General features: G+C 62.5%; 16 protein-coding genes. 9 read left to right on the top strand and 7 right to left on the bottom strand.

Translation table 11 applies throughout. The features are described 5' to 3' along the window. Positions 1-25: 25 nt before the first annotated feature. The 4 genes from B2Y33_RS18955 to B2Y33_RS18940 form a co-directional block, all read right to left on the bottom strand. Positions 26-1,060, bottom strand: coding sequence for an ABC transporter substrate-binding protein (locus B2Y33_RS18955; RefSeq protein ID WP_023532618.1), 1,035 nt, complete (start codon positions 1,058-1,060; stop codon positions 26-28). A 40-nt stretch (positions 1,061-1,100) separates the two neighbouring features. After that, positions 1,101-2,225 (bottom strand): ABC transporter ATP-binding protein, encoded by a 1,125-nt coding sequence (locus B2Y33_RS18950; RefSeq protein ID WP_027913638.1) that lies wholly within the window; start codon positions 2,223-2,225, stop codon positions 1,101-1,103. 291 nt (positions 2,226-2,516) lie between these two features. After that, a complete protein-coding gene (locus B2Y33_RS18945) occupies positions 2,517-3,146 on the bottom strand; it encodes a response regulator (protein ID WP_027913637.1) in 630 nt (209 codons plus the stop codon). After that, positions 3,143-5,545: a PAS domain-containing sensor histidine kinase gene (locus tag B2Y33_RS18940; protein ID WP_049695348.1), complete on the bottom strand. Its 2,403-nt coding sequence runs from the start codon at positions 5,543-5,545 to the stop codon at positions 3,143-3,145. Before B2Y33_RS18940 ends, B2Y33_RS18945 begins: the two co-directional genes overlap by 4 nt. 95 nt (positions 5,546-5,640) lie before the next feature. On the opposite strand from B2Y33_RS18940, the gene B2Y33_RS18935 reads away from it, so the two are divergent. After that, positions 5,641-6,639 (top strand): alpha/beta hydrolase family protein, encoded by a 999-nt coding sequence (locus B2Y33_RS18935; RefSeq protein WP_206405145.1) that lies wholly within the window; start codon positions 5,641-5,643, stop codon positions 6,637-6,639. A gap of 42 nt (positions 6,640-6,681) precedes the next feature. On the opposite strand, the gene B2Y33_RS18930 is transcribed toward B2Y33_RS18935, so the two are convergent. Genes B2Y33_RS18930 through B2Y33_RS18920 form a run of 3 tightly spaced genes read right to left on the bottom strand, consistent with a single transcriptional unit; the run spans position 6,682 to position 9,138 of the window. Next, the gene (locus B2Y33_RS18930; RefSeq protein ID WP_088523754.1) at positions 6,682-7,449 is read right to left on the bottom strand and encodes a TerB family tellurite resistance protein; all 768 of its coding nucleotides are present in this window, start codon (positions 7,447-7,449) and stop codon (positions 6,682-6,684) included. Position 7,450: 1 nt separating this feature from the next. Next, complete coding sequence (gene murU, locus B2Y33_RS18925; RefSeq protein ID WP_104926575.1) at positions 7,451-8,122, bottom strand: N-acetylmuramate alpha-1-phosphate uridylyltransferase MurU; 672 nt, start codon at positions 8,120-8,122, stop codon at positions 7,451-7,453. Next, positions 8,119-9,138 (bottom strand): aminoglycoside phosphotransferase family protein, encoded by a 1,020-nt coding sequence (locus tag B2Y33_RS18920; RefSeq protein ID WP_027913632.1) that lies wholly within the window; start codon positions 9,136-9,138, stop codon positions 8,119-8,121. The genes murU and B2Y33_RS18920 overlap by 4 nt, the downstream gene beginning before the upstream one ends. A gap of 130 nt (positions 9,139-9,268) precedes the next feature. On the opposite strand from B2Y33_RS18920, the gene B2Y33_RS18915 reads away from it, so the two are divergent. The 8 genes from B2Y33_RS18915 to B2Y33_RS18880 all read left to right on the top strand — a co-directional run bounded on the left by B2Y33_RS18915 (position 9,269) and on the right by B2Y33_RS18880 (position 19,131). Continuing rightward, positions 9,269-12,079, top strand: coding sequence for an LPS-assembly protein LptD (locus B2Y33_RS18915; protein ID WP_027913631.1), 2,811 nt, complete (start codon positions 9,269-9,271; stop codon positions 12,077-12,079). Then, positions 12,054-13,379: a peptidylprolyl isomerase SurA gene (gene surA, locus B2Y33_RS18910; protein ID WP_088523757.1), complete on the top strand. Its 1,326-nt coding sequence runs from the start codon at positions 12,054-12,056 to the stop codon at positions 13,377-13,379. Before B2Y33_RS18915 ends, surA begins: the two co-directional genes overlap by 26 nt. Then, the gene (pdxA, locus tag B2Y33_RS18905) at positions 13,376-14,365 is read left to right on the top strand and encodes a 4-hydroxythreonine-4-phosphate dehydrogenase PdxA (RefSeq protein ID WP_088523758.1); all 990 of its coding nucleotides are present in this window, start codon (positions 13,376-13,378) and stop codon (positions 14,363-14,365) included. The genes surA and pdxA overlap by 4 nt, the downstream gene beginning before the upstream one ends. Continuing rightward, the gene (rsmA, locus tag B2Y33_RS18900) at positions 14,362-15,162 is read left to right on the top strand and encodes a 16S rRNA (adenine(1518)-N(6)/adenine(1519)-N(6))-dimethyltransferase RsmA (RefSeq protein WP_028686619.1); all 801 of its coding nucleotides are present in this window, start codon (positions 14,362-14,364) and stop codon (positions 15,160-15,162) included. The genes pdxA and rsmA overlap by 4 nt, the downstream gene beginning before the upstream one ends. Positions 15,163-15,335: 173 nt before the next feature. Next, positions 15,336-15,716, top strand: a complete 381-nt coding sequence (apaG, locus tag B2Y33_RS18895; protein ID WP_023532682.1) for a Co2+/Mg2+ efflux protein ApaG — start codon at positions 15,336-15,338, stop codon at positions 15,714-15,716. Then, a complete protein-coding gene (locus B2Y33_RS18890) occupies positions 15,716-16,600 on the top strand; it encodes a symmetrical bis(5'-nucleosyl)-tetraphosphatase (RefSeq protein ID WP_028686620.1) in 885 nt (294 codons plus the stop codon). The genes apaG and B2Y33_RS18890 overlap by 1 nt, the downstream gene beginning before the upstream one ends. Further along, entirely contained in the window at positions 16,597-16,926 is a 330-nt protein-coding gene (gene glpE, locus B2Y33_RS18885; RefSeq protein ID WP_023532468.1) for a thiosulfate sulfurtransferase GlpE, read from the top strand. Before B2Y33_RS18890 ends, glpE begins: the two co-directional genes overlap by 4 nt. A gap of 282 nt (positions 16,927-17,208) precedes the next feature. Continuing rightward, positions 17,209-19,131 carry a PrkA family serine protein kinase gene (locus B2Y33_RS18880; protein ID WP_027913626.1) on the top strand — a complete coding sequence of 641 codons (1,923 nt, stop codon included), beginning with the start codon at positions 17,209-17,211 and terminating at the stop codon, positions 19,129-19,131. Positions 19,132-19,166 lie beyond the last annotated feature (35 nt).

Raw genomic sequence — 19,166 nt, 5'->3', positions numbered from 1 at the left:
CAGCGCAGCCCCTTGCACTGGACGTTTACTTCTTCGCCGCCCAGGCGTTGAAACGTTGCTCCAGCTGCTCGCTGTTGTCCGCCCAGAACGCCACGTCGATCTGCACCTGGTTGGCGATGTTCTCAGGCGTGGTCGGCATGTCTTTCTTGACCTCTTCGGACAGCAGGTCGACCGCCTTGCTGTTGGCCGGGCCATAGGCGATGTTTTCGGAATAGATCTTCTGCTGTTCAGGCTGCACGCTGAAGGCGATGAATTTCTTCGCCTCGTCGCTGTTCTTGGCGCCCTTGGGAATGGCCCAGGCATCGAAGTCATAGATGCCGCCGTTCCACACCACCTTCAGGTTGCTCTCCTTCTGCACCGCAGCGATGCGCCCGTTGTAGGCCGAACTCATGACCACGTCGCCCGAGGCAAGGTACTGCGGCGGCTGGGCGCCGGCTTCCCACCACTGGATGCTCGGCTTGAGCTGGTCGAGCTTCTTGAAGGCGCGGTCCACGCCCTCTTTGGTGCCCAGCACCTTGTACACGTCCTTGGGCGCCACACCATCGGCCATCAAAGCGAATTCCAGGGTGTACTTGGCACCTTTGCGCAGGCCGCGTTTGCCTGGGAATTTCTCGGTGTCCCAGAAATCAGCCCAGCTGCTCGGGGCGGTCTTGAGCTTGTCGGCGTTGTAGGCCAGCACCGTCGACCAAACGAAGAAGCCGACACCACAAGGCTGGATCGCGCCTGGCACGTAGTCGGCCTCATTGCCAAACAGCGCAGGATCGAGCTCTTCGAACATGCCCTCGTCGCAGCCTCGGGCCAGTTCGGGTGATTCCACCTCGACCAGGTTCCAGGAGACGCTCTTGGTGTCGACCATGGCCTTGACCTTGGCCATTTCACCGTTGTACTCACCGGCGACGATCTTGCCCTTGCCGGCCTTTTCCCACGGCTCGTAGAACGCCTTGACCTGGGCGGCCTTGTTGGCGCCGCCGAACGAGACCACGGTCAGGTCCGCAGCCATGCTCTGGCCAGCGGCGAACAGCCCCAGGGCCAGGGCGGTCAGTTTCAACTGCTTGCGCATTATTATTCTCTCCACAGTTCAGGGTTGGTGCTGCAAACCATCAATGGGCTTCGGTGATCGGATCCAGTGCACGGGCGTGTTCCACTTCCCAACCCAGTGGCACCACATCGCCCACGGCCAAGGCCGGGTCGAGTTCGGCGATGGGCTGCTTCACGAAGAAGTCGGCCTTGCCACACACTTCAAGGCGAACGCGCACGTGGTCGCCCAGGTAGATGAATTCGGCCACACGGCCGGAAAAGCGGTTGGCGCAGTGCTCACTGTGGCCGTTGAGCCGTACCCGCTCCGGGCGGATCGACAGAGTCACCGCTTCGCCTGGCTGGCCCACGTTGACCGCCAAGGCTTCGACCCGCTCGCCGCGCGCCAGCTGCACCTGGCAGCGGTTACCGTCATGGCTCAGCAAGGTGCCGTTGAGGCGGTTGTTCTCACCGATGAAGTTGGCGACGAACGTGTTGCTGGGTGCTTCATACAAGGTGCGCGGATCGGCGATCTGCTGAATTTCCCCTTGGTGGAACACCGCCACCCGATCGGACATGGTCAGCGCTTCGCCCTGGTCGTGGGTCACGTACACCACGGTCACGCCCAGGCGCTGGTGGATGTGCTTGATCTCCATCTGCATGTGTTCGCGCAGTTGCTTGTCCAGCGCGCCCAGTGGCTCGTCCATCAACACCAACTGCGGCTCGAACACCAGCGCCCGCGCCAGGGCCACGCGCTGCTGCTGCCCACCGGACAATTGGCCCGGATAGCGCTTGGCGAAGCTGTCGAGCTGAACCATGTTCAATACCCGTTTGACTCGCTCGGTGATATCGGTCTTGCTCAGGTTGCGCACGGTCAGCGGAAAGGCGAGGTTCTCGGCCACGGTCATGTGCGGGAACAAGGCGTAGTTCTGGAACACCATGCCGATATCGCGCTTGTGCGGGGGCACATTGTTGATGGAGCGACCGGCCAGCTGAATTTCCCCGGCTGTGGGGGTTTCGAAGCCGGCCAGCATCATCAGGCTGGTGGTCTTGCCGGACCCGGAAGGCCCTAGCAGGGTGAGGAACTCGCCCTTGCGGATGTCGAGGTTGAGGTTCTTGACGATCAGCGACTCGCCGTCGTAGCTCTTCTGCACACCACGGAAGCTGACCAGCGTTTCGCCGGTGGCAGCGTTCGACTTCGCCTCACTCATGCCTGCACCTTATTGTTGGATGACTGCGTGAGGCAAAGCGTAGAAGAGCCGCATCCCCCCGGAAATCGGGCGCCCAGAGAGAATGCCATCGTCCGGATGGAAGATTTGTTGTAGGGAACGCCCTACAAGCATGGCGCTTTCAGAACACAAGCCCACACAGTTTGAGGCGTTCGACCGTCAGTCCTTGAGCGCACGACCGCGCCCATGCAAGCGCCGGCGCTGCGTGCGTGCCGGCAGCCTTGGTCTACGCACCGGCTCACGACAGCGATGGCACGGCCCTGAATGTCGCAATCAGATCAGCTTGTGCTCCATCGCATACTTGACCAGCTCGGCCAGCGAATTCACTTTCAGCTTCTGCATCAAGCGCGCCTTGTGGGTGCTGATGGTCTTGCTCGATAACGCCAGTTGCTGGGCGATGTCATTGACGTTGGCGCCCTGGGCCAGGCGTTCGAACACCGAAAATTCTCGTTCCGACAGCAAGGTGTGCAACGGCCTGGATTCGGTCAGGCCCACTTCGAAGACCATGCGGTCGGCCAGCGCCGGATCGATGTAACGCCCGCCCCCAGCTACCCGACGTATCGCCGCCAGCAACAAGGCCGGGTCGCTGTCCTTGGTAGCGTACCCAGCCGCGCCGGCCTTCAGGGCGCGGGCCGCCATCTGCGCCTCATCGTGCATCGACAGCATCAGGATCGCAGGCGCATCGTGCAGGGCACGGATGCGCGGGATCGCTTCCAGGCCACTCACGCCCGGCATCGAAATATCCAGCAGCACCACGTCACACCGGATGTGCCGCAGGCTATCGAGCAACTGCTCGCCGTTTGCGGCTTCCCCTACCACCTGCATGTCCTTCGCCAGCCCGATCAACTGCTTGATCCCCTCCCGGACAATGGTGTGGTCCTCGGCCACCAGCACTCGAATCACGTTCGCTCCTCCTGCTCCAGGGCAATGGCTACGCTCAAGCGCGTGCCGTCGCCGGGCTCACTGTGCAGCACCATGCTGCCGCCCATCATCAATACCCGCTCGCGCATCCCGACCAGGCCAAAGGAGCTGGGGCGCGGCTGGTCGGGGCAGAAACCCTGCCCGTCATCACTGACCGTCATGCGCAAATGCCCGGCCTCGCGCACCAGCTCGATTTCCACGCTGTGCGCCTGGGCGTGGCGCATCACATTGGTGAGCGCTTCCTGAAGGATACGGAAAAGGCCCGTTGCCCGGGCGTCGCTCAATGCCGGCAGCTGGTCAGGAACCTGCACCAGGCAAGGAATCTGGGTGCGCGCCTCGAAGCGTCGGGCTTGCCACTCGATGGCCGAGGCAATCCCCGCATCCAGAATGGGCGGGCGCAGCGCGGTGGCGACATCGCGTACCAGCTGAAACAGCTGGCTGATCAGACGCTTCATGGTCGTCAGCCGCTCATTGAGGCCGGGGTCCAGTTCGGCAAAGGCCAGTTCGCACATGGACACTTCGAGTTTGAGCACGGTCAGCATCTGGCCCAACTCATCGTGCACCTCGCGGGCGATTCGGGCTTTTTCCTCCTCGCGCACGCTTTCCAGGTGCGCCGAAAGTTCGCGCAGTTGCTCCTGGGAACGGGCCAGGGCCTGCTCGGCGCGCTTGCCCTGGGTGATGTCCCAGACCACCCCATCCCAGACCAGTTGGCCATTACCCAGGCGCCGGGTGCTGGCCTTGATGTCGGCCCAGCGTTGCTCGCCCTGACGCGTCAGGATGCGCCCCTGCCAGGCCCAGTCCTGCTCATTGGCCAGCGCCAGGTCCTGCACCCGGTGATAATCGGCGCGGTCGTCGGGGTGCACCAGGTTGCGCAGCCCCATCTGTGGGTGCTGGATCTCGCCAGGCGTATAACCCACCAATGCCTCACTCCCCTCGCTGACATAGGGAAATTCAAGCCCCTTTTCAGCCGGGTCCCGCTCCAGGCGAAACACCAACCCTGGCACGTTGCCAGCGATTCCCTTGAGGCGTGCCTCGCTTTCGCGCAAGGCAGCCGTGGCGCGATGGCGCTCGGTGACATCAGCCATGTACACCACCAGGTATTCCGCATCGCGAAATCGCAGGAAACTCAATGACAGCTCCACCGGCAGCAGGCAACCGTCAGCACGCAGGCATCGGGTTTCGAACTGCCCGGCACCGCTGTCGCCTGAACGCGCGCCTTTCCACAGGTCCAGCCAGCGTTCCATGCTCAGCGAGGGTTCGAAGTCTCCCAAAGGCCTTTCCAGCAAGGCGCCTTCGCCATAGCCCAGCATGCGCTCAGCGGCCGGGTTGGCATAGCGCACATGGCTGTCCCAATTGACCCACAGAATACCCACGGTGCTCTGATCGATGGCGAACTGACTCAGGCGCGAGGCTTCATCGCGCGCATGCCGCTCTACCAGTCGCTCACGGGTGGCCAACAGGCTGCGCTCCAGCTGACTCTGCTGGCGGCGCTGCCATACCAAGGTGATCAATGCGCAGATCAGCAACAGCCCCAGCAACAAGGCCAGGTTTTGCCAGAACCCTGGCGACTCGCTGATCCTGGAGTACCTGGGCTGCAACCAGCGCTGATGCAGCTGTTCCAGTTCCTTGGCCGGCAATGCCTGCAAGCCACGCTCCAACACCTCGGCCAACCGTGGCCAGTCTGGCCGAGAACCCATGCGCAGCAGTTGCGGCAGGCCGATATCCCCCACGACCGCCAGTTCGCTGAACTCGCTTTCACGGGACAGGCGACTCAGTTGGGCCTCGTCCAGGACGGCATAGCTGGCCTGCCCTGCGACCACCAGTTGCAAGGCTTCACGGTCGTTCGGCACTCCCTGCAGGTTCAGGTTGCCGTAGTTGGCACGCAGGTAGTTGGCCAGTGCCCCTGGCATGCGCACGGCCACGCGCTGGGCTGCGTCCAGTTTCTCCAGCTCAACGCCCAGCGCCGCGTTGCGTGGCCCAACGATCAGCTGCGGCACGCGCATGTAGGGGTCGCTGAACAACCACAGGCGCAACGTGGCCGGTGTCTGAGTCAAGCCTGGTGCGAAGTCGATCTCCCCTGCCTGCAAGGCCCGTTCGAGACTGGCCTGGTCTGGATAATGGCGCCACGTGAGGTCCAGATGCAGCACTTTGGCCAGGCTGCTTACCAGCTCCACGTTAGCGCCGTACAGTTGCTGCAGGCGGCGATCGAACTGGGCATAGGGGGCTTGCAGTACCAACCCAACGCGCAGGCTGCGGTGGGTGTCGAGCCACTGTTGCTGCGTCGGCTCCAGCGCGACCTCTGGCACCGCCTCAGGCCTTGCCACGGCCATCAGCGGCAGCCACAGGCAGCCGATCATCAACAGGCGATGCAATCGCTTCATCTACACGTTCGTCCACACAGGGGCGGCCATCGACCGTGGCCGTAACGGGCAAATACCATTACGCTGCCGGTATCATTCTTGCCTTGGGTTGAGACATGTTCACACTCTATCGCACGACGCTGGCAATGTGCTGCCTGGTCTCGCTCCTTCCTGTGGCTGCGCTGGCTGACGACGCACCGGCGACCCCGCCTGAGAAAGCGCCGGCAGCCACCGAAGCTGCGCCCTCGCGCCCGCCCCTGATCGAGCGCAGCCAGGAGGACGCCCAGGCACTCGAACGCCGCGTGCCCAAGGCCGAGCAGCAAACCCTGCAAGCCGGTACTGACAGTTTCCTTGCGTTGTGGAAGGCCGCCAACGACAGCGACCCACAGGGCGCGGTGATCATCGTGCCGGGTGCTGGCGAAACGGCAGACTGGCCCAACGCCGTGGGCCCGCTGCGCCAGAAATTTCCGGATGTGGGCTGGCACAGCCTGAGCGTGAGCCTGCCTGACCTGCTGCTCGACAGCCCATTGGCACGTGTGGAAACCAAGCCTGCCACCGCGCCTGCTCAGGCCGATGGGCAAACGGCGCCTGCCAAGGACGAACCTGCCGACGCCAACGCCAACGTGGCGCAAGCCACCGCTGCCGAGCCCGAAGCGGCTCAAGGCACCGACGCCGAAGCTGCCAGCCAGCAGGCCGACCCTGCCGATGCCGAGCGCATTTTCGCCCGCCTGGACGCCGCCATCGCGTTCGCCCAGCAACACAATGCTCGCAGTATCGTGTTGATCGGTCATGGCAGCGGCGCCTACTGGGCAGCCCGTTACCTGAGCGAAAAGCAGCCGCCAGAGGTGCAGAAGCTGGTCATGGTGGCCGCCCAGACCCCTGCCCGCGTCGAGCATGACCTGGAAAGCCTGACGCCTACCCTGAAAGTGCCCACGGCCGACATCTACTACGTGACCCGCAGCGCAGACCGCAACGCTGCGATGCAGCGCCTGCAGGCCAGCAAGCGGCAGAAAGACAGTCAATACCGCCAGTTGTCCCTGATCGCCATGCCGGGCAATCAGGCCGCCGACCAGGAACAGTTGTTTCGTCGCGTGCGGGGCTGGATGCAGCCCTGATTTCGCAGGCAGGGCAGGATCACTGCCGGCGCTCGGTGCCGGCTAGAGATCCCGGCGCTTACGGATCAGCGCGTAGGCCTGGTGCAGCTCGCGAGTTCGCTCGGTGGCTTCGCGCAGTTGCGCCTCGCTGGCGCCAGTGCCGGCCAGCTTGTCCGGGTGATGACGACTGACCAGTCGGCGATAAGCCTGTTTGACAAGTGCGCCGTCGGTATCGGTGTCCACGCCAAGCAGGCGCATCGCTGCGGCATAGGTCATGCCGACCCCTGCCATGCCAGCCGTTCGACGAGGTTCGTACTCCTGGGACATGGCCTGCACCTGGCGCCGGCTCATGCCCAGTTTGTGTCCCCAGTCCAGCAGCAGCTCACGCTCCTTGTTGCCCATCTTGCCGTCGGCCCAGACCATGCGCCAGCTGGCGCGCAAGGTGCCTTCGGCCGCATGGGGCTGCTGGCGGATCCGGCGCAGATAGCTGCCCAACCGTTCCTTGCCACCCTTGCCCCGATTGAAAGCATCGATCGCCCGCAACCTGGCCGCTTCATCCAGGTTCAGCCGGGCCATTTCCTGCCGAGCCTGCTGGATATGCTGCTCGACCACACGCCCATCGCTTTTGGCCAGGCGCCCCAGCAGCACAAACAGCAATTCTTCGTCCCTTGGCGCCGGGCGCCCGCCCAACCGCTCGCGCACATCGTCCCAGCCTTGCAGGCGCAGGTGACGGTCCATCATCTGCCCCAGCAGTGCACCGAGCAGGGCACCCGGAATGCTGGCGATGGCAAACCCTGCCCCAGTCCCGATCAACGTGCCTGGCCACCACATCTCAGCGCTGCTCGCCCAGCAGACGCTCGGCCTCGGCCAGGCGCTCGACGGTACCCACATCGACCCAGTGCCCGGCAAAATGCTCACCGCTCACCTGGCCGCTGGCCATGGCCTGGCGCAGCAAGGGCGCCAACTTGAAGGCGCCAGGTGTGCAGCCTTCGAACAACGCCGGATGCAACACCGAGATACCGCTGAAGGTCAACGTGCCGGGTGCACCGTCCCCATCGACCACCTGAGTGCCGGCCAGGCGAAAATCGCCTTGGCCGTGATGCCCGGGGTTGTCCACCAGCACCAGGTGAGCCAACCCTTGCAGCGGCGCCTGTAGATGGGAGAAATCGTACTCGGTCCAGATATCACCGTTGATCAGCAGGAACGGCGCATCTCCCAGCAAGGGCAAGGCCTTGACAATACCGCCTCCGGTCTCCAGCGGCTCGCCTTCCGGGGAATAGGCGATACGCAGGCCGTAACGGCTGCCATCGCCCAGGTGGTCCTCGATCTGCTGACCCAGCCAGGCGTGGTTGATCACCACGTCGGTGACCCCTGTCGCCGCAAGCGCCATCAGGTGGTATTCGATCAGCGGGCGCCCCGCCAGCGGTATCAGCGGCTTGGGCGTGTGCAGGGTCAGCGGGCGCATGCGCTCGCCTTTGCCTGCTGCCAGAATCATCGCCTTCATGCACGCGCTCCTGCTTGCAGGCCAGCGATCAGCTCGCCCAGCTCGGCAAGCTCCGGCCGCCGGCCGATCACTTCTTCTATATAGGCGAAGAAGCGCGGTACGTCGGCCAGATAACGCGGTTTGCCATCACGGTGGCAGATACGGGCGAAGATACCGATCACCTTCAGGTGGCGCTGTACCCCCATCAAGTCGCTGGCACGCTGGAAGGCTTCGAACGTGGCCTGCACTGGAACACCGGCGGCCTTGGCCTTGTGCCAATAGTCGTGCAGCCAACCTTCGACCCTCGCTTGCGGCCAACTGAGGAACGCATCCTTGAACAGGCAGGTGATGTCGTAGGTGACCGGGCCGTAAACGGCATCCTGGAAATCCAGCACGCCGGGGTTAGGGTCGCTCTGCATCAGGTTGCGCGGCATGAAATCGCGGTGTACCAGCACCTGCGGCTGGGCCAGGGCGCTGTCGATCAGCAACTGGCTGCATCGCTGCCACGCCGCTGCCTGCGCCTCGTCGAACGCCAGGCCAAGCGCATGCTTCACGTACCACTGGGGGAACAGTTCCACCTCCCGGCGCAGCAGTGCTTCGTCATAGCGGGGCAACGGTGCATCCATGGGCAGCGCCTGCAAGGCCAGCAGGGCATCGATGGCATCGGCGAACAGGGCATCGGCATTGTCGGCGTCGATGACATCCAGGTAGGTCTGGCGGCCCAGGTCGCCCAGCAACAGGAAACCGCGTTCAAGGTCCTGGCCATGGATCAGCGGCACATGCACACCACCACCGGCAAGCAGGTGATCGATGGCGACGAACGGTCGGCAATCTTCCTGTGGCGGCGGTGCATCCATGATCACGAAACTGTGCCCTGCGCCTTCCCAGCGAAAATAACGGCGAAAGCTCGCATCGCTGCTGGCAGGCGTCAGGCTGCCGGCCGGCACCGGGCCCCAGGCCTGGCGCAGGAAAAGGTCTTGGAGTTGCTGGTCGAGCCACGCGGACAGTTGCTGCAGGCGTACATCGTGTTCAGGCATTACAAGGGTCTCCGACGGCCCTAGCCGTCAAGCGGGTCATGCTTTATTATCCAGCATCTTTTTCAGACCATCGAGAGGCGTGCGGCCCCACACGCGGGCAGATGGCACGCAGGAAGCCCGGACTAATAAGATGGCATTGAAATCCCCCGCGTTTCGTAGAAAGTTTCCGTTGCTCGTCACCGGCAGTCTGCTGGCCCTGCAACCTCTGGCCATGTCGCACGTCATGGCAGCCGAACAATTCGACTGCCAAGTGTCCGCCTCCGGTGGTTGGGACTGCAAGCCCAAAACCGCCGTCACTAACCTGCCACCGCGCCCGGTGCACGAGGGTGCCGCCGCTGCTGGCGGTACCGGCACCGAAGCGACGGGCGAAGCCGAGGCCGACCGGCCGATGCTGGTCACCGAGGCCAAGGGCCGTGGGCTGAAGTCGCGCAGCGAGGACTACAGCCACCTGGACTGGGTCCCGCGTGACAAGCTGACCGCCGCGCAGCTGGCCGAAACCGGCCCGTACTGCGGCGGTGCCTATGTCGAGCCGCTGCGCCCCGGCATGGCGGACACCACGCCCAAGGACGAGTCGCCGACCTACATCAACGCCAAGGTATCCAAGTACCAGCAGGAGCAGCAGATTGCGACCCTGGCCGGTGACGTGGTCATGCGCCAGGGCAGCATGCAGGCCCAGGCCGACGAGGCCAACCTGTATCAGGCCGAGAACCGTGGCGAGCTCAAGGGCAACGTCAAGATCCGTGACAACGGCTCGCTGGTCGTCGGTGACCAGGCGCAGATCCAGCTCGACACCGGCGAAGCCCAGGTCGACAACGCCGAATACGTGATGCACAAGTCGCACATTCGCGGCAGTGCCCTGTACGCCAAGCGCGGTGAGAACGCCATCATCCGCCTCAAGGACGGTACGTACACCACCTGCGAACCGGGCAGCAACGCCTGGCAGCTCAAGGGCAACAACATCACCCTCAACCCGGCCACCGGGTTCGGCACTGCCACCAACGTCACGCTGCGGGTCAAGGATTTCCCGGTGTTCTACACACCGTACATCTACTTCCCGATCGACGACCGCCGCCAGTCCGGCTTCCTGCCGCCGTCGTTCAGCACCAGCAGCGACACTGGCTTCATGCTGGTCACCCCGTACTACTTCAACCTGGCGCCCAACTACGACGCCACGTTGTACCCGCGCTACATGACCAAGCGCGGCCTGTTGATGGAAGGCGAGTTCCGCTACCTGACGCCTTCGAGCGAAGGCCAGTTCGGCGGCGCCTACCTCAACGACAAGAGCGACGAGCGCAAGGACCAGACCGACTACAAAGACCAGCGCTACATGGTCAACTGGCAGCACAAGGGTGGCCTGAACGAGCGCCTGATGACCGAGGTGAACTACACCGACATCAGCGATCCGTTCTACTTCCAGGACCTTGAGTCGGACCAGATCGGCGTCGAGAACAAGGACTTCCTCGATCAGCAGGGCGCCCTGACCTATCGCGGCGACAGCTACACCGCGCGGTTGAACGTGCATGCCTACGAGGCGGCGACCATCTCGCAGATCACGCCTTACGACCGCCTGCCGCAGATCACCCTCAACGGTGTGCTGCCGTACCAGCCGGGCGGCCTGACCATGGCCTACGAAACCGAAGCGGCGCGCTTCGATCGTGACCTGAAGAACGGCCCGGTGTTCGACAAGGACGGTAATCTGGATCTCACCGCTGGCGCCGATGGTCGTCGTCTGGACCAGAACATCCAGGGTATCGAACGGGCCAACGGCACGCGCCTTAACGTAGCCCCATCGATCAGCTATCCAATGCAGGCCAGCTATGGCTACCTGACGCCGAAGCTGAAGTATGCCTACACCCAGTACGATCTTGACCTCGATAGCCAAGGCAAGGCTGACGCTGTTCGCCTTGCCAACGCCAACCCTGGTGCCTATGGCAGCTACAGCAGCTCGGTCAACCGCAGCGTCCCGATCTTCAGCGTGGACAGCGGCCTGTACTTCGACCGCAACACCTCGCTGTTCGGCAACAACTACAAGCAAACCCTCGAGCCGCGCCTGTACTACCTGAACGTTCCCTACAAGGACCAGAAGGACATCCCGCTGTTCGACACCGGCGAGACGCTGTTCAGCTATGACTCGCTGTTCCGTGACAACCGCTTCAGCGGTAGCGACCGCATCGGCGACGAGAACAAGCTCTCGCTGGGCGTGACCACCCGCTGGATCGAAGACAACGGCTTCGAGCGCCAGAACTTCAGCATCGGCCAGGCCTACTACTTCAAGGACCGCAAGGTCCAGCTGCCGGGCCTTGACTACCGTGACCGCCAGGACTCGCAGTCGGACGTCTCGCCGTACGCGCTGGTGTACAACTACTACTTCAACCGCGACTGGCGCTTCAATTCGGACTTCAACTGGGACCCGGACAGCCACAGCACCCGCTCGGGCAGTGCAATGTTCCACTACCAGCCTGAAGACAACCCGAACAAGATCGTCAACCTCGGTTATCGCTACCGTAACGACACCATCGCCTACGACTCGGCCACCGGTACGTGGAAAGTGGGTGGTGGCGACTACGGCACCCCGGGTAGCCCGAACTACATCAAGGACTACTACAAGATCCAGCAGCACGACTTCTCGGTCATCTGGCCGATCGTCCCGCAGTGGAGCGTCATCGCTCGCTGGCAGCATGACTACAACCGTAACCGCACCCTGGAAGCCATGGGCGGTTTCGAGTACGACAACTGCTGCTGGAAGCTGCGCTTGATCAACCGTTACTGGCTCGACTTCGACGACTTCAGCCAGGCACTGCCGCAGAACGAAAAAGGCGACCATGGTGTATTCCTGCAGGTCGTTCTCAAGGGCCTCGGCGGCGTCGTTGGCAACAAGGTCGAATCCTTCCTCGGCCAAGGCATTCAAGGTTACCGTGAACGTGAAGAACAAGCTTATTGATCGACTGCGCCCAGTGCTGCTGGGCGTCGCTTTGCTGAGTGGCGCGGTGCATGCCGCGGTGCAACCGCTTGATCGGGTGGTGGCCATCGTCGACAACGACGTGGTCATGCAAAGCCAACTGGACCAGCGCGTGCGGGAAGTTCAGCAGACCATCGCCAAGCGCGGCGGCAGTGTGCCGCCCAGCGGCGCCCTGCAGCAGCAGGTGCTGGAACGCCTGATCGTCGAAAACCTGCAGCTGCAGATCGGCGAGCGCTCGGGCATCCGAATCACCGACGAGGAGCTGAACCAGGCGATCGGCACCATTGCCCAGCGCAACGGCATGTCCATCGACCAGTTCCGCGCGGCCCTGGCCCATGACGGCCTGTCGTTCGACGATGCTCGCGAGCAGGTCAAGCGCGAGATGATCATCAGCCGCGTGCGTCAACGCCGGGTGGCCGAGCGCATCCAGGTGTCGGAGCAGGAAGTGAAGAACTTCCTGAATTCGGACATGGGCAAGATGCAGATGTCCGAAGAATACCGCCTGGCCAACATCCTGATCCCAACCCCGGAAGCGGCCAACTCCAGCGACATCCAGAAGGCTGCGCGCAAAGTGGGCGATGTCTACCAGCAGCTCAAGCAAGGTGCGGACTTCGGTCAGATGGCAATCGCCAACTCGGCCAGTGAGAACGCGCTCGAAGGCGGCGAGATGGGCTGGCGCAAAGCTGGTCAACTGCCTCCGGACTTTGCCAAGATGCTGAGCAGCATGCCGGTGGGTGAAATTACCCAGCCCATTCGCATCCCCAACGGCTTCATCATCCTCAAGCTTGAGGAAAAGCGTGGTGGCAGCGAGAACGTGCTGCGCGACGAGGTGCACGTGCGCCACATCCTGATCAAGCCAAGTGAAGTGCGCAGCGAAGCCGCCACTCAGCAACTGGCTGAAAAGATCTACGAGCGCATCGAAAACGGTGAAGACTTTGCCACCCTGGCCAAGAGCTTCTCGGAAGATCCGGGCTCGGCGCTCAACGGCGGTGACCTCAACTGGGTAGACCCGAACACCCTGGTGCCGGAGTTCCGCGAGCAGATGGCCAACGCCCAGCAAGGCGTGGTGACCAAGCCGTTCAAGACCCAATATGGCTGGCACGTGATGGAAGTGCTGGGCCGCCGCGCTACCGACAGCACCGAACAGGCCCGTGAACAGCAAGCCCTGAGTGTGCTGCGCAACCGCAAGTACGACGAAGAGCTGCAGACCTGGCTGCGCCAGATCCGCGACGAAGCCTACGTTGAAATCAAGCTGCCTGGCGCTGACCAGGCCGCTCAGTGAAGCCCCTGCGCTTCGCCGTCACACCCGGCGAGCCGGCGGGGATAGGGCCTGACCTATGCCTGCAGCTCGCTGCCGACGCCCAGCCCCACCCTCTGATTGCCATCTCCAGCCGTGACCTGCTCGCCGAGCGGGCCACCCAGCTGGGGCTGGACGTTAGCTTGCTGTCTGTCATGCCAGGGCAATGGCCGAGCCAACCGGCACCCGCCGGCAGCCTGTATGTGTGGGACACGCCGCTGTCTGCCCCAGTGGTGGCTGGTCAGCTGGACCAGGCCAATGCGCCATTCGTGTTGCAGACCTTGACCCGTGCCGGACAAGGCTGCCTGGACGGCCATTTCGACGGCATGATCACAGCGCCCGTGCACAAGGGCGTCATCAACGAAAGCGGTATTCCTTTTTCGGGGCATACCGAATTTCTGGCTGAGCTGACCCATACCGCCCAAGTGGTAATGATGCTGGCCACCCACGGCCTGCGCGTCGCCCTGGTCACCACCCACCTGCCGCTGCGTGACATCGCCGAGGCCATTACTGCCGAGCGCATCGAGCGCGTGACACGCATTCTGCATGCCGACATGCGCGACAAATTCGGCATCGCCAACCCTCGCATCCTGGTATGCGGCCTGAACCCCCATGCGGGCGAAGGTGGCCATCTGGGCCGCGAGGAAATCGACATCATCGAGCCTACCCTGACCCGTCTACGTGCCGAAGGCATGGACCTGCGCGGGCCACTGCCGGCCGATACCCTGTTTACCCCCAAATATCTGGAGCACTGCGACGCGGTGCTGGCGATGTACCACGACCAAGGGCTCCCCGTCCTCAAGTACAAGGGCTTCGGCGCTGCGGTCAATGTCACGCTGGGCCTGCCGATCATCCGTACCTCGGTTGATCATGGCACGGCCCTGGACCTGGCCGGCACCGGCAAGGTCGATACCGGCAGCCTGCGCGTTGCCCTGGACACCGCCTACCAGATGGCCGAGAACCGACCATGAACGAGCAATACCAACACCGGGCGCGCAAGCGTTTCGGGCAGAACTTCCTGCACGATGCAGGCATCATCGACCGCATCCTGCGTGCCATCAATGCCAAGCCAGGCGAGCATTTGCTTGAAATCGGCCCCGGCCAGGGCGCATTGACCGAAGGCCTGCTGGGCAGCGGCGCGCAACTGGATGTAGTGGAGCTGGACAAGGACCTGGTGCCGATCCTGCAGCACAAGTTTGCAGGCAGCGGCAATTTCCGCCTGCACCAAGGCGACGCCCTGAAGTTCGACTTCAACCAGCTGGGGGTACCGGCACGTAGCCTCAAGGTGGTGGGCAACCTGCCCTACAACATCTCCACCCCGCTGATCTTCCACCTGCTCAGCCACGCCGGCCTGATCCGCGACATGCACTTCATGCTGCAGAAGGAAGTGGTCGAGCGCATGGCCGCAGGGCCTGGGGGCGGTGATTGGGGTCGGCTGTCGATCATGGTCCAGTACCACTGCCGCGTCGAACACTTGTTCAACGTAGGCCCCGGCGCGTTCAACCCGCCGCCGAAAGTGGACTCGGCCATCGTCCGGCTGGTGCCGCATGACGTGCTGCCTCATCCGGCCAAGGACCCGCAGTTGCTTGAGCGGGTGGTGCGCGATGCGTTCAACCAACGTCGCAAGACCCTGCGCAATACCCTTAAAGGCTTGCTCGACAGCGCCGCCATCGAGGCCGCTGGGGTGGATGGTAGCCTGCGCCCCGAGCAACTGGACCTGGCGGCTTTCGTGCGCCTGGCCGACCAGTTGGCTGATCAGACGGCCTGACCGTCCCCCTGCCCCGCTGAACGCAGTCAGCACCTGCAAGCAGATCGCCGCCCCGATGCCCGGCGCCTGCTTGCGGGTCAGTCCGCCAGCGCACGTGCCCATCGCGCCGCTGGCCCTCTCCCCTCCCTATGGCCTAGACTGCATCATTGCGTCAGTTCCCCCAAGGCCCTTGCATGACCGACCCTCGCTATCAGATCGACGTCAGCGTCGTGACCCGTTACCTCAAAGAACAATCCGACCCCGAGAGCAGCCGTTTCGCTTTCGCCTATACCATCACCATCCATAACCATGGCTCGCTCAAAGCCAGGCTGCTGTCCCGGCACTGGCTGATCACCAACGGTGATGGTGAGGTCGAAGAGGTGCAAGGCTCTGGCGTGGTTGGTCAACAACCTACGATCGAGCCGGGCCAGAGCCACACCTACAGCAGTGGCGCCGTCATCACTACCCGCGTGGGAACCATGCAGGGGAGCTACGAGATGTTCGCCGAAGACGGCAAGCGCTTCGACGCACAGATCGCGCCGTTCCGCCTGGCAGTACCTGGGGCGCTGCACTGATGGCCACGTACGCCGTCGGTGACTTGCAAGGTTGCCTGCAGCCGCTCAAATGCCTGCTTGAACGTGTGCGCTTCGACCCGGCGGTGGATAAGCTGTGGCTGGTTGGCGACCTGGTGAACCGTGGGCCTGAGTCGCTTGAGACGCTGCGCTACCTGTATTCGATTCGCCAATCGCTGACCTGCGTGCTGGGCAACCATGATCTGCACTTGCTTGCGGCCTGGCGCAACGTCGAACGCCTCAAGAAGAGCGACACGCTGCGTGAAATCATCGAGGCACCTGACGCCGACCAGCTGCTCGACTGGCTGCGCCAGCAAAAGCTGCTGCATTACGATGAACCGCGCGGCATCGCCTTGGTACACGCGGGCATTCCGCCGCAATGGACACTGGGCAAAGCCCTGGAGCTGGCTGGCGAAGTCGAAGAAGTACTGCGCGATGACAGCCGTCTGCCGCTGTACCTGGACGGCATGTATGGCAACGAGCCCGCCAAGTGGAGCAAGAACTTGGCGGGTGTCGAACGCCTGCGGGTCATTACCAATTACCTGACGCGCATGCGCTTCTGCACCGCAGAAGGCAAACTCGAATTCAAGAGCAAGGAAGGGCTGGACAGCGCACCCAAAGGGTACAAGCCCTGGTTCGCCCACAAAGGCCGGCGTTCTCGCCACGTGAAGATCATATTCGGGCATTGGGCCGCCTTGCAGGGCCAGGTCAAGGAACCCGGCGTCATCGCGCTGGACACTGGCTGCGTATGGGGCGGGTCCATGACCTTGTACAACGTCGATAACGGCCAGTACCACCATTGCGATTGTGCCGATGACGGCACACTGCGCCCTGCGGCGCCAACTTCAACCCTCAACGATCAACCCGGAACAGAGCCAACCCCATGAGCGAATTCAAGCGCATCCCCCCCGAACAGGCCCTGGCCCTGCGTGCGCAAGGTGCCGTCGTGGTCGACATTCGTGACCCGCAGGCTTACGCAGCAGGTCACATCACCGGTGCCCGCCACCTGGACAACCATTCGGTCGCCGACTTCATTCGCAATGCCGACCTGGACGCACCGACACTGGTCGTCTGCTACCACGGCAATTCGAGCCAAAGCGCGGCTGCCTACCTGGTAGGGCAAGGCTTTTCCGACGTCTACAGCGTCGATGGTGGCTTTGAGCTGTGGCGCTCCACCTACCCTGCCGAAACCGCCCAAGGCACTGAAGAATAAATTTTTCATCGTCACTGCAGCCCGCGTCATGTGCGGGCTTGAGACCGTTCTGACGAACGGTCGCTGGCAACTTCCGTCACCCACGCCCTTGACCTTGCCGATTACCAACTATCCTTAAGCGCAGGCCATCCGGAAAAAGGGGAGAGCCGGTACACCGGCGTGCGGGTCATCGGTAGCGCTATAGGGTGTTTGGGGGGTATATGGCAATCGGCAGTGCCGCTTGCATGCCAGCATCAGCTGACTGATCCGGCGTCGTCTCAACGTATCGAGCGAGGTGACGTCATGAGTATTTTTAGCCACTTCCAACAACGCTTCGAGTCCACGCGCCAGGAAGAACTCTCGCTGCAGGAGTACCTGGAACTGTGCAAGGAGGATCGTAGCGCCTACGCATCGGCATCCGAGCGCCTGTTGCTGGCCATCGGTGAGCCAGAGCTGATCGACACCTCTACCAACTCCAGGCTGTCGCGCATCTTTTCCAACAAGGTCATCCGGCGCTACCCGGCCTTTGCCGACTTCCATGGCATGGAAGAGTGCATCGACCAGATCGTGTCGTACTTCCGCCATGCCGCCCAAGGCCTGGAAGAGAAGAAACAGATTCTGTACCTGCTCGGCCCAGTGGGTGGCGGCAAATCCTCCCTGGCCGAAAAGCTCAAGCAACTCATGGAACGGGTGCCTTTCTACGCCATCAAGGGGTCGCCGGTCTTCGAATCACCGCTAGGGTTGTTCAACGCCACTGAAGACGGGGCCATCCTCGAGGAAGAGTACGGCATCTCGCGGCGCTACCTGAACACCATCATGTCGCCGTGGGCCACCAAGCGCTTGCAGGAATTCGGCGGCGATATCAGCAAGTTCAAGGTGGTCAAGCTCTATCCGTCCATCCTCAACCAGATTGCCATCGCCAAGACCGAGCCTGGCGACGAGAACAACCAGGACATCTCTGCGCTCGTGGGCAAGGTGGATATCCGCAAGCTCGAAGAATTCCCGCAGAACGACGCCGACGCCTACAGCTATTCAGGCGCGCTTTGCCGCGCCAACCAGGGCCTGATGGAATTCGTCGAGATGTTCAAGGCGCCCATCAAGGTACTCCACCCATTGCTGACCGCCACCCAGGAAGGCAACTACAACAGTACGGAAGGTTTGGGCGCCATCCCCTATTCCGGGATCCTGCTGGCGCACTCCAACGAATCCGAATGGCACACCTTCCGTAACAACAAGAACAACGAAGCCTTCATCGACCGTATCTACATCGTGAAGGTACCGTACTGCCTGCGGGTCAGCGACGAGATCCGTATTTACGACAAGTTGTTGGTCAACAGTTCGCTGTCCAAGGCCCACTGTGCCCCGGACACGTTGAAAATGCTGGCTCAGTTCACCGTCCTTTCGCGCCTCAAGGAGCCTGACAACTCCAACATCTATTCGAAGATGCGGGTGTATGACGGTGAAAACCTCAAGGACACCGATCCCAAAGCCAAGTCCATCCAGGAATACCGCGACTCGGCCGGCGTCGATGAAGGCATGAACGGCCTGTCGACCCGCTTCGCCTTCAAGATCCTGTCTAAGGTGTTCAACTTCGACCCCCATGAGGTGGCGGCCAACCCGGTGCACCTGCTGTACGTGCTTGAACAGCAGATCGAGCAGGAACAATTCCCGGCCGAGGTACGCGAACGCTACCTGCGCTACCTGAAAGAATACCTCGCCCCCCGGTACATCGAGTTCATCGGCAAGGAAATCCAGACGGCTTATCTGGAGTCCTACAGCGAGTACGGCCAGAACATCTTCGACCGTTATGTGCTGTATGCCGACTTCTGGATCCAGGACCAGGAATACCGCGACCCGGAAACCGGCGAGATTCTCAACCGCATCGCCCTGAACGAAGAACTGGAGAAGATCGAGAAACCGGCGGGTATCAGCAACCCCAAAGATTTCCGCAACGAGATCGTCAACTTCGTGCTGCGCGCCCGTGCCAACAACAATGGCAAGAACCCAAGCTGGCTCAGCTACGAGAAGCTGCGGGTGGTGATCGAGAAGAAAATGTTCTCCAACACCGAAGACTTGCTGCCCGTCATCAGCTTCAACGCAAAGGCCAGCAAAGAGGATCAACAGAAACACAACGACTTCGTCACGCGCATGGTGGAGCGTGGCTACACCGACAAGCAGGTGCGTCTGCTGTCGGAATGGTACCTGCGGGTCAGGAAATCGCAATAAAGCGGCAAGCGACAAGCCGCAGGCTTCACGCTGGC

Source organism: Pseudomonas sp. UBA5666, assembly GCF_002420785.1.
GTDB lineage: Bacteria > Pseudomonadota > Gammaproteobacteria > Pseudomonadales > Pseudomonadaceae > Aquipseudomonas > Aquipseudomonas fulva.
The sequence above is the reverse complement of the archived record's forward strand: the minus strand, read 5'-3'. Positions and strand labels throughout refer to the sequence as shown.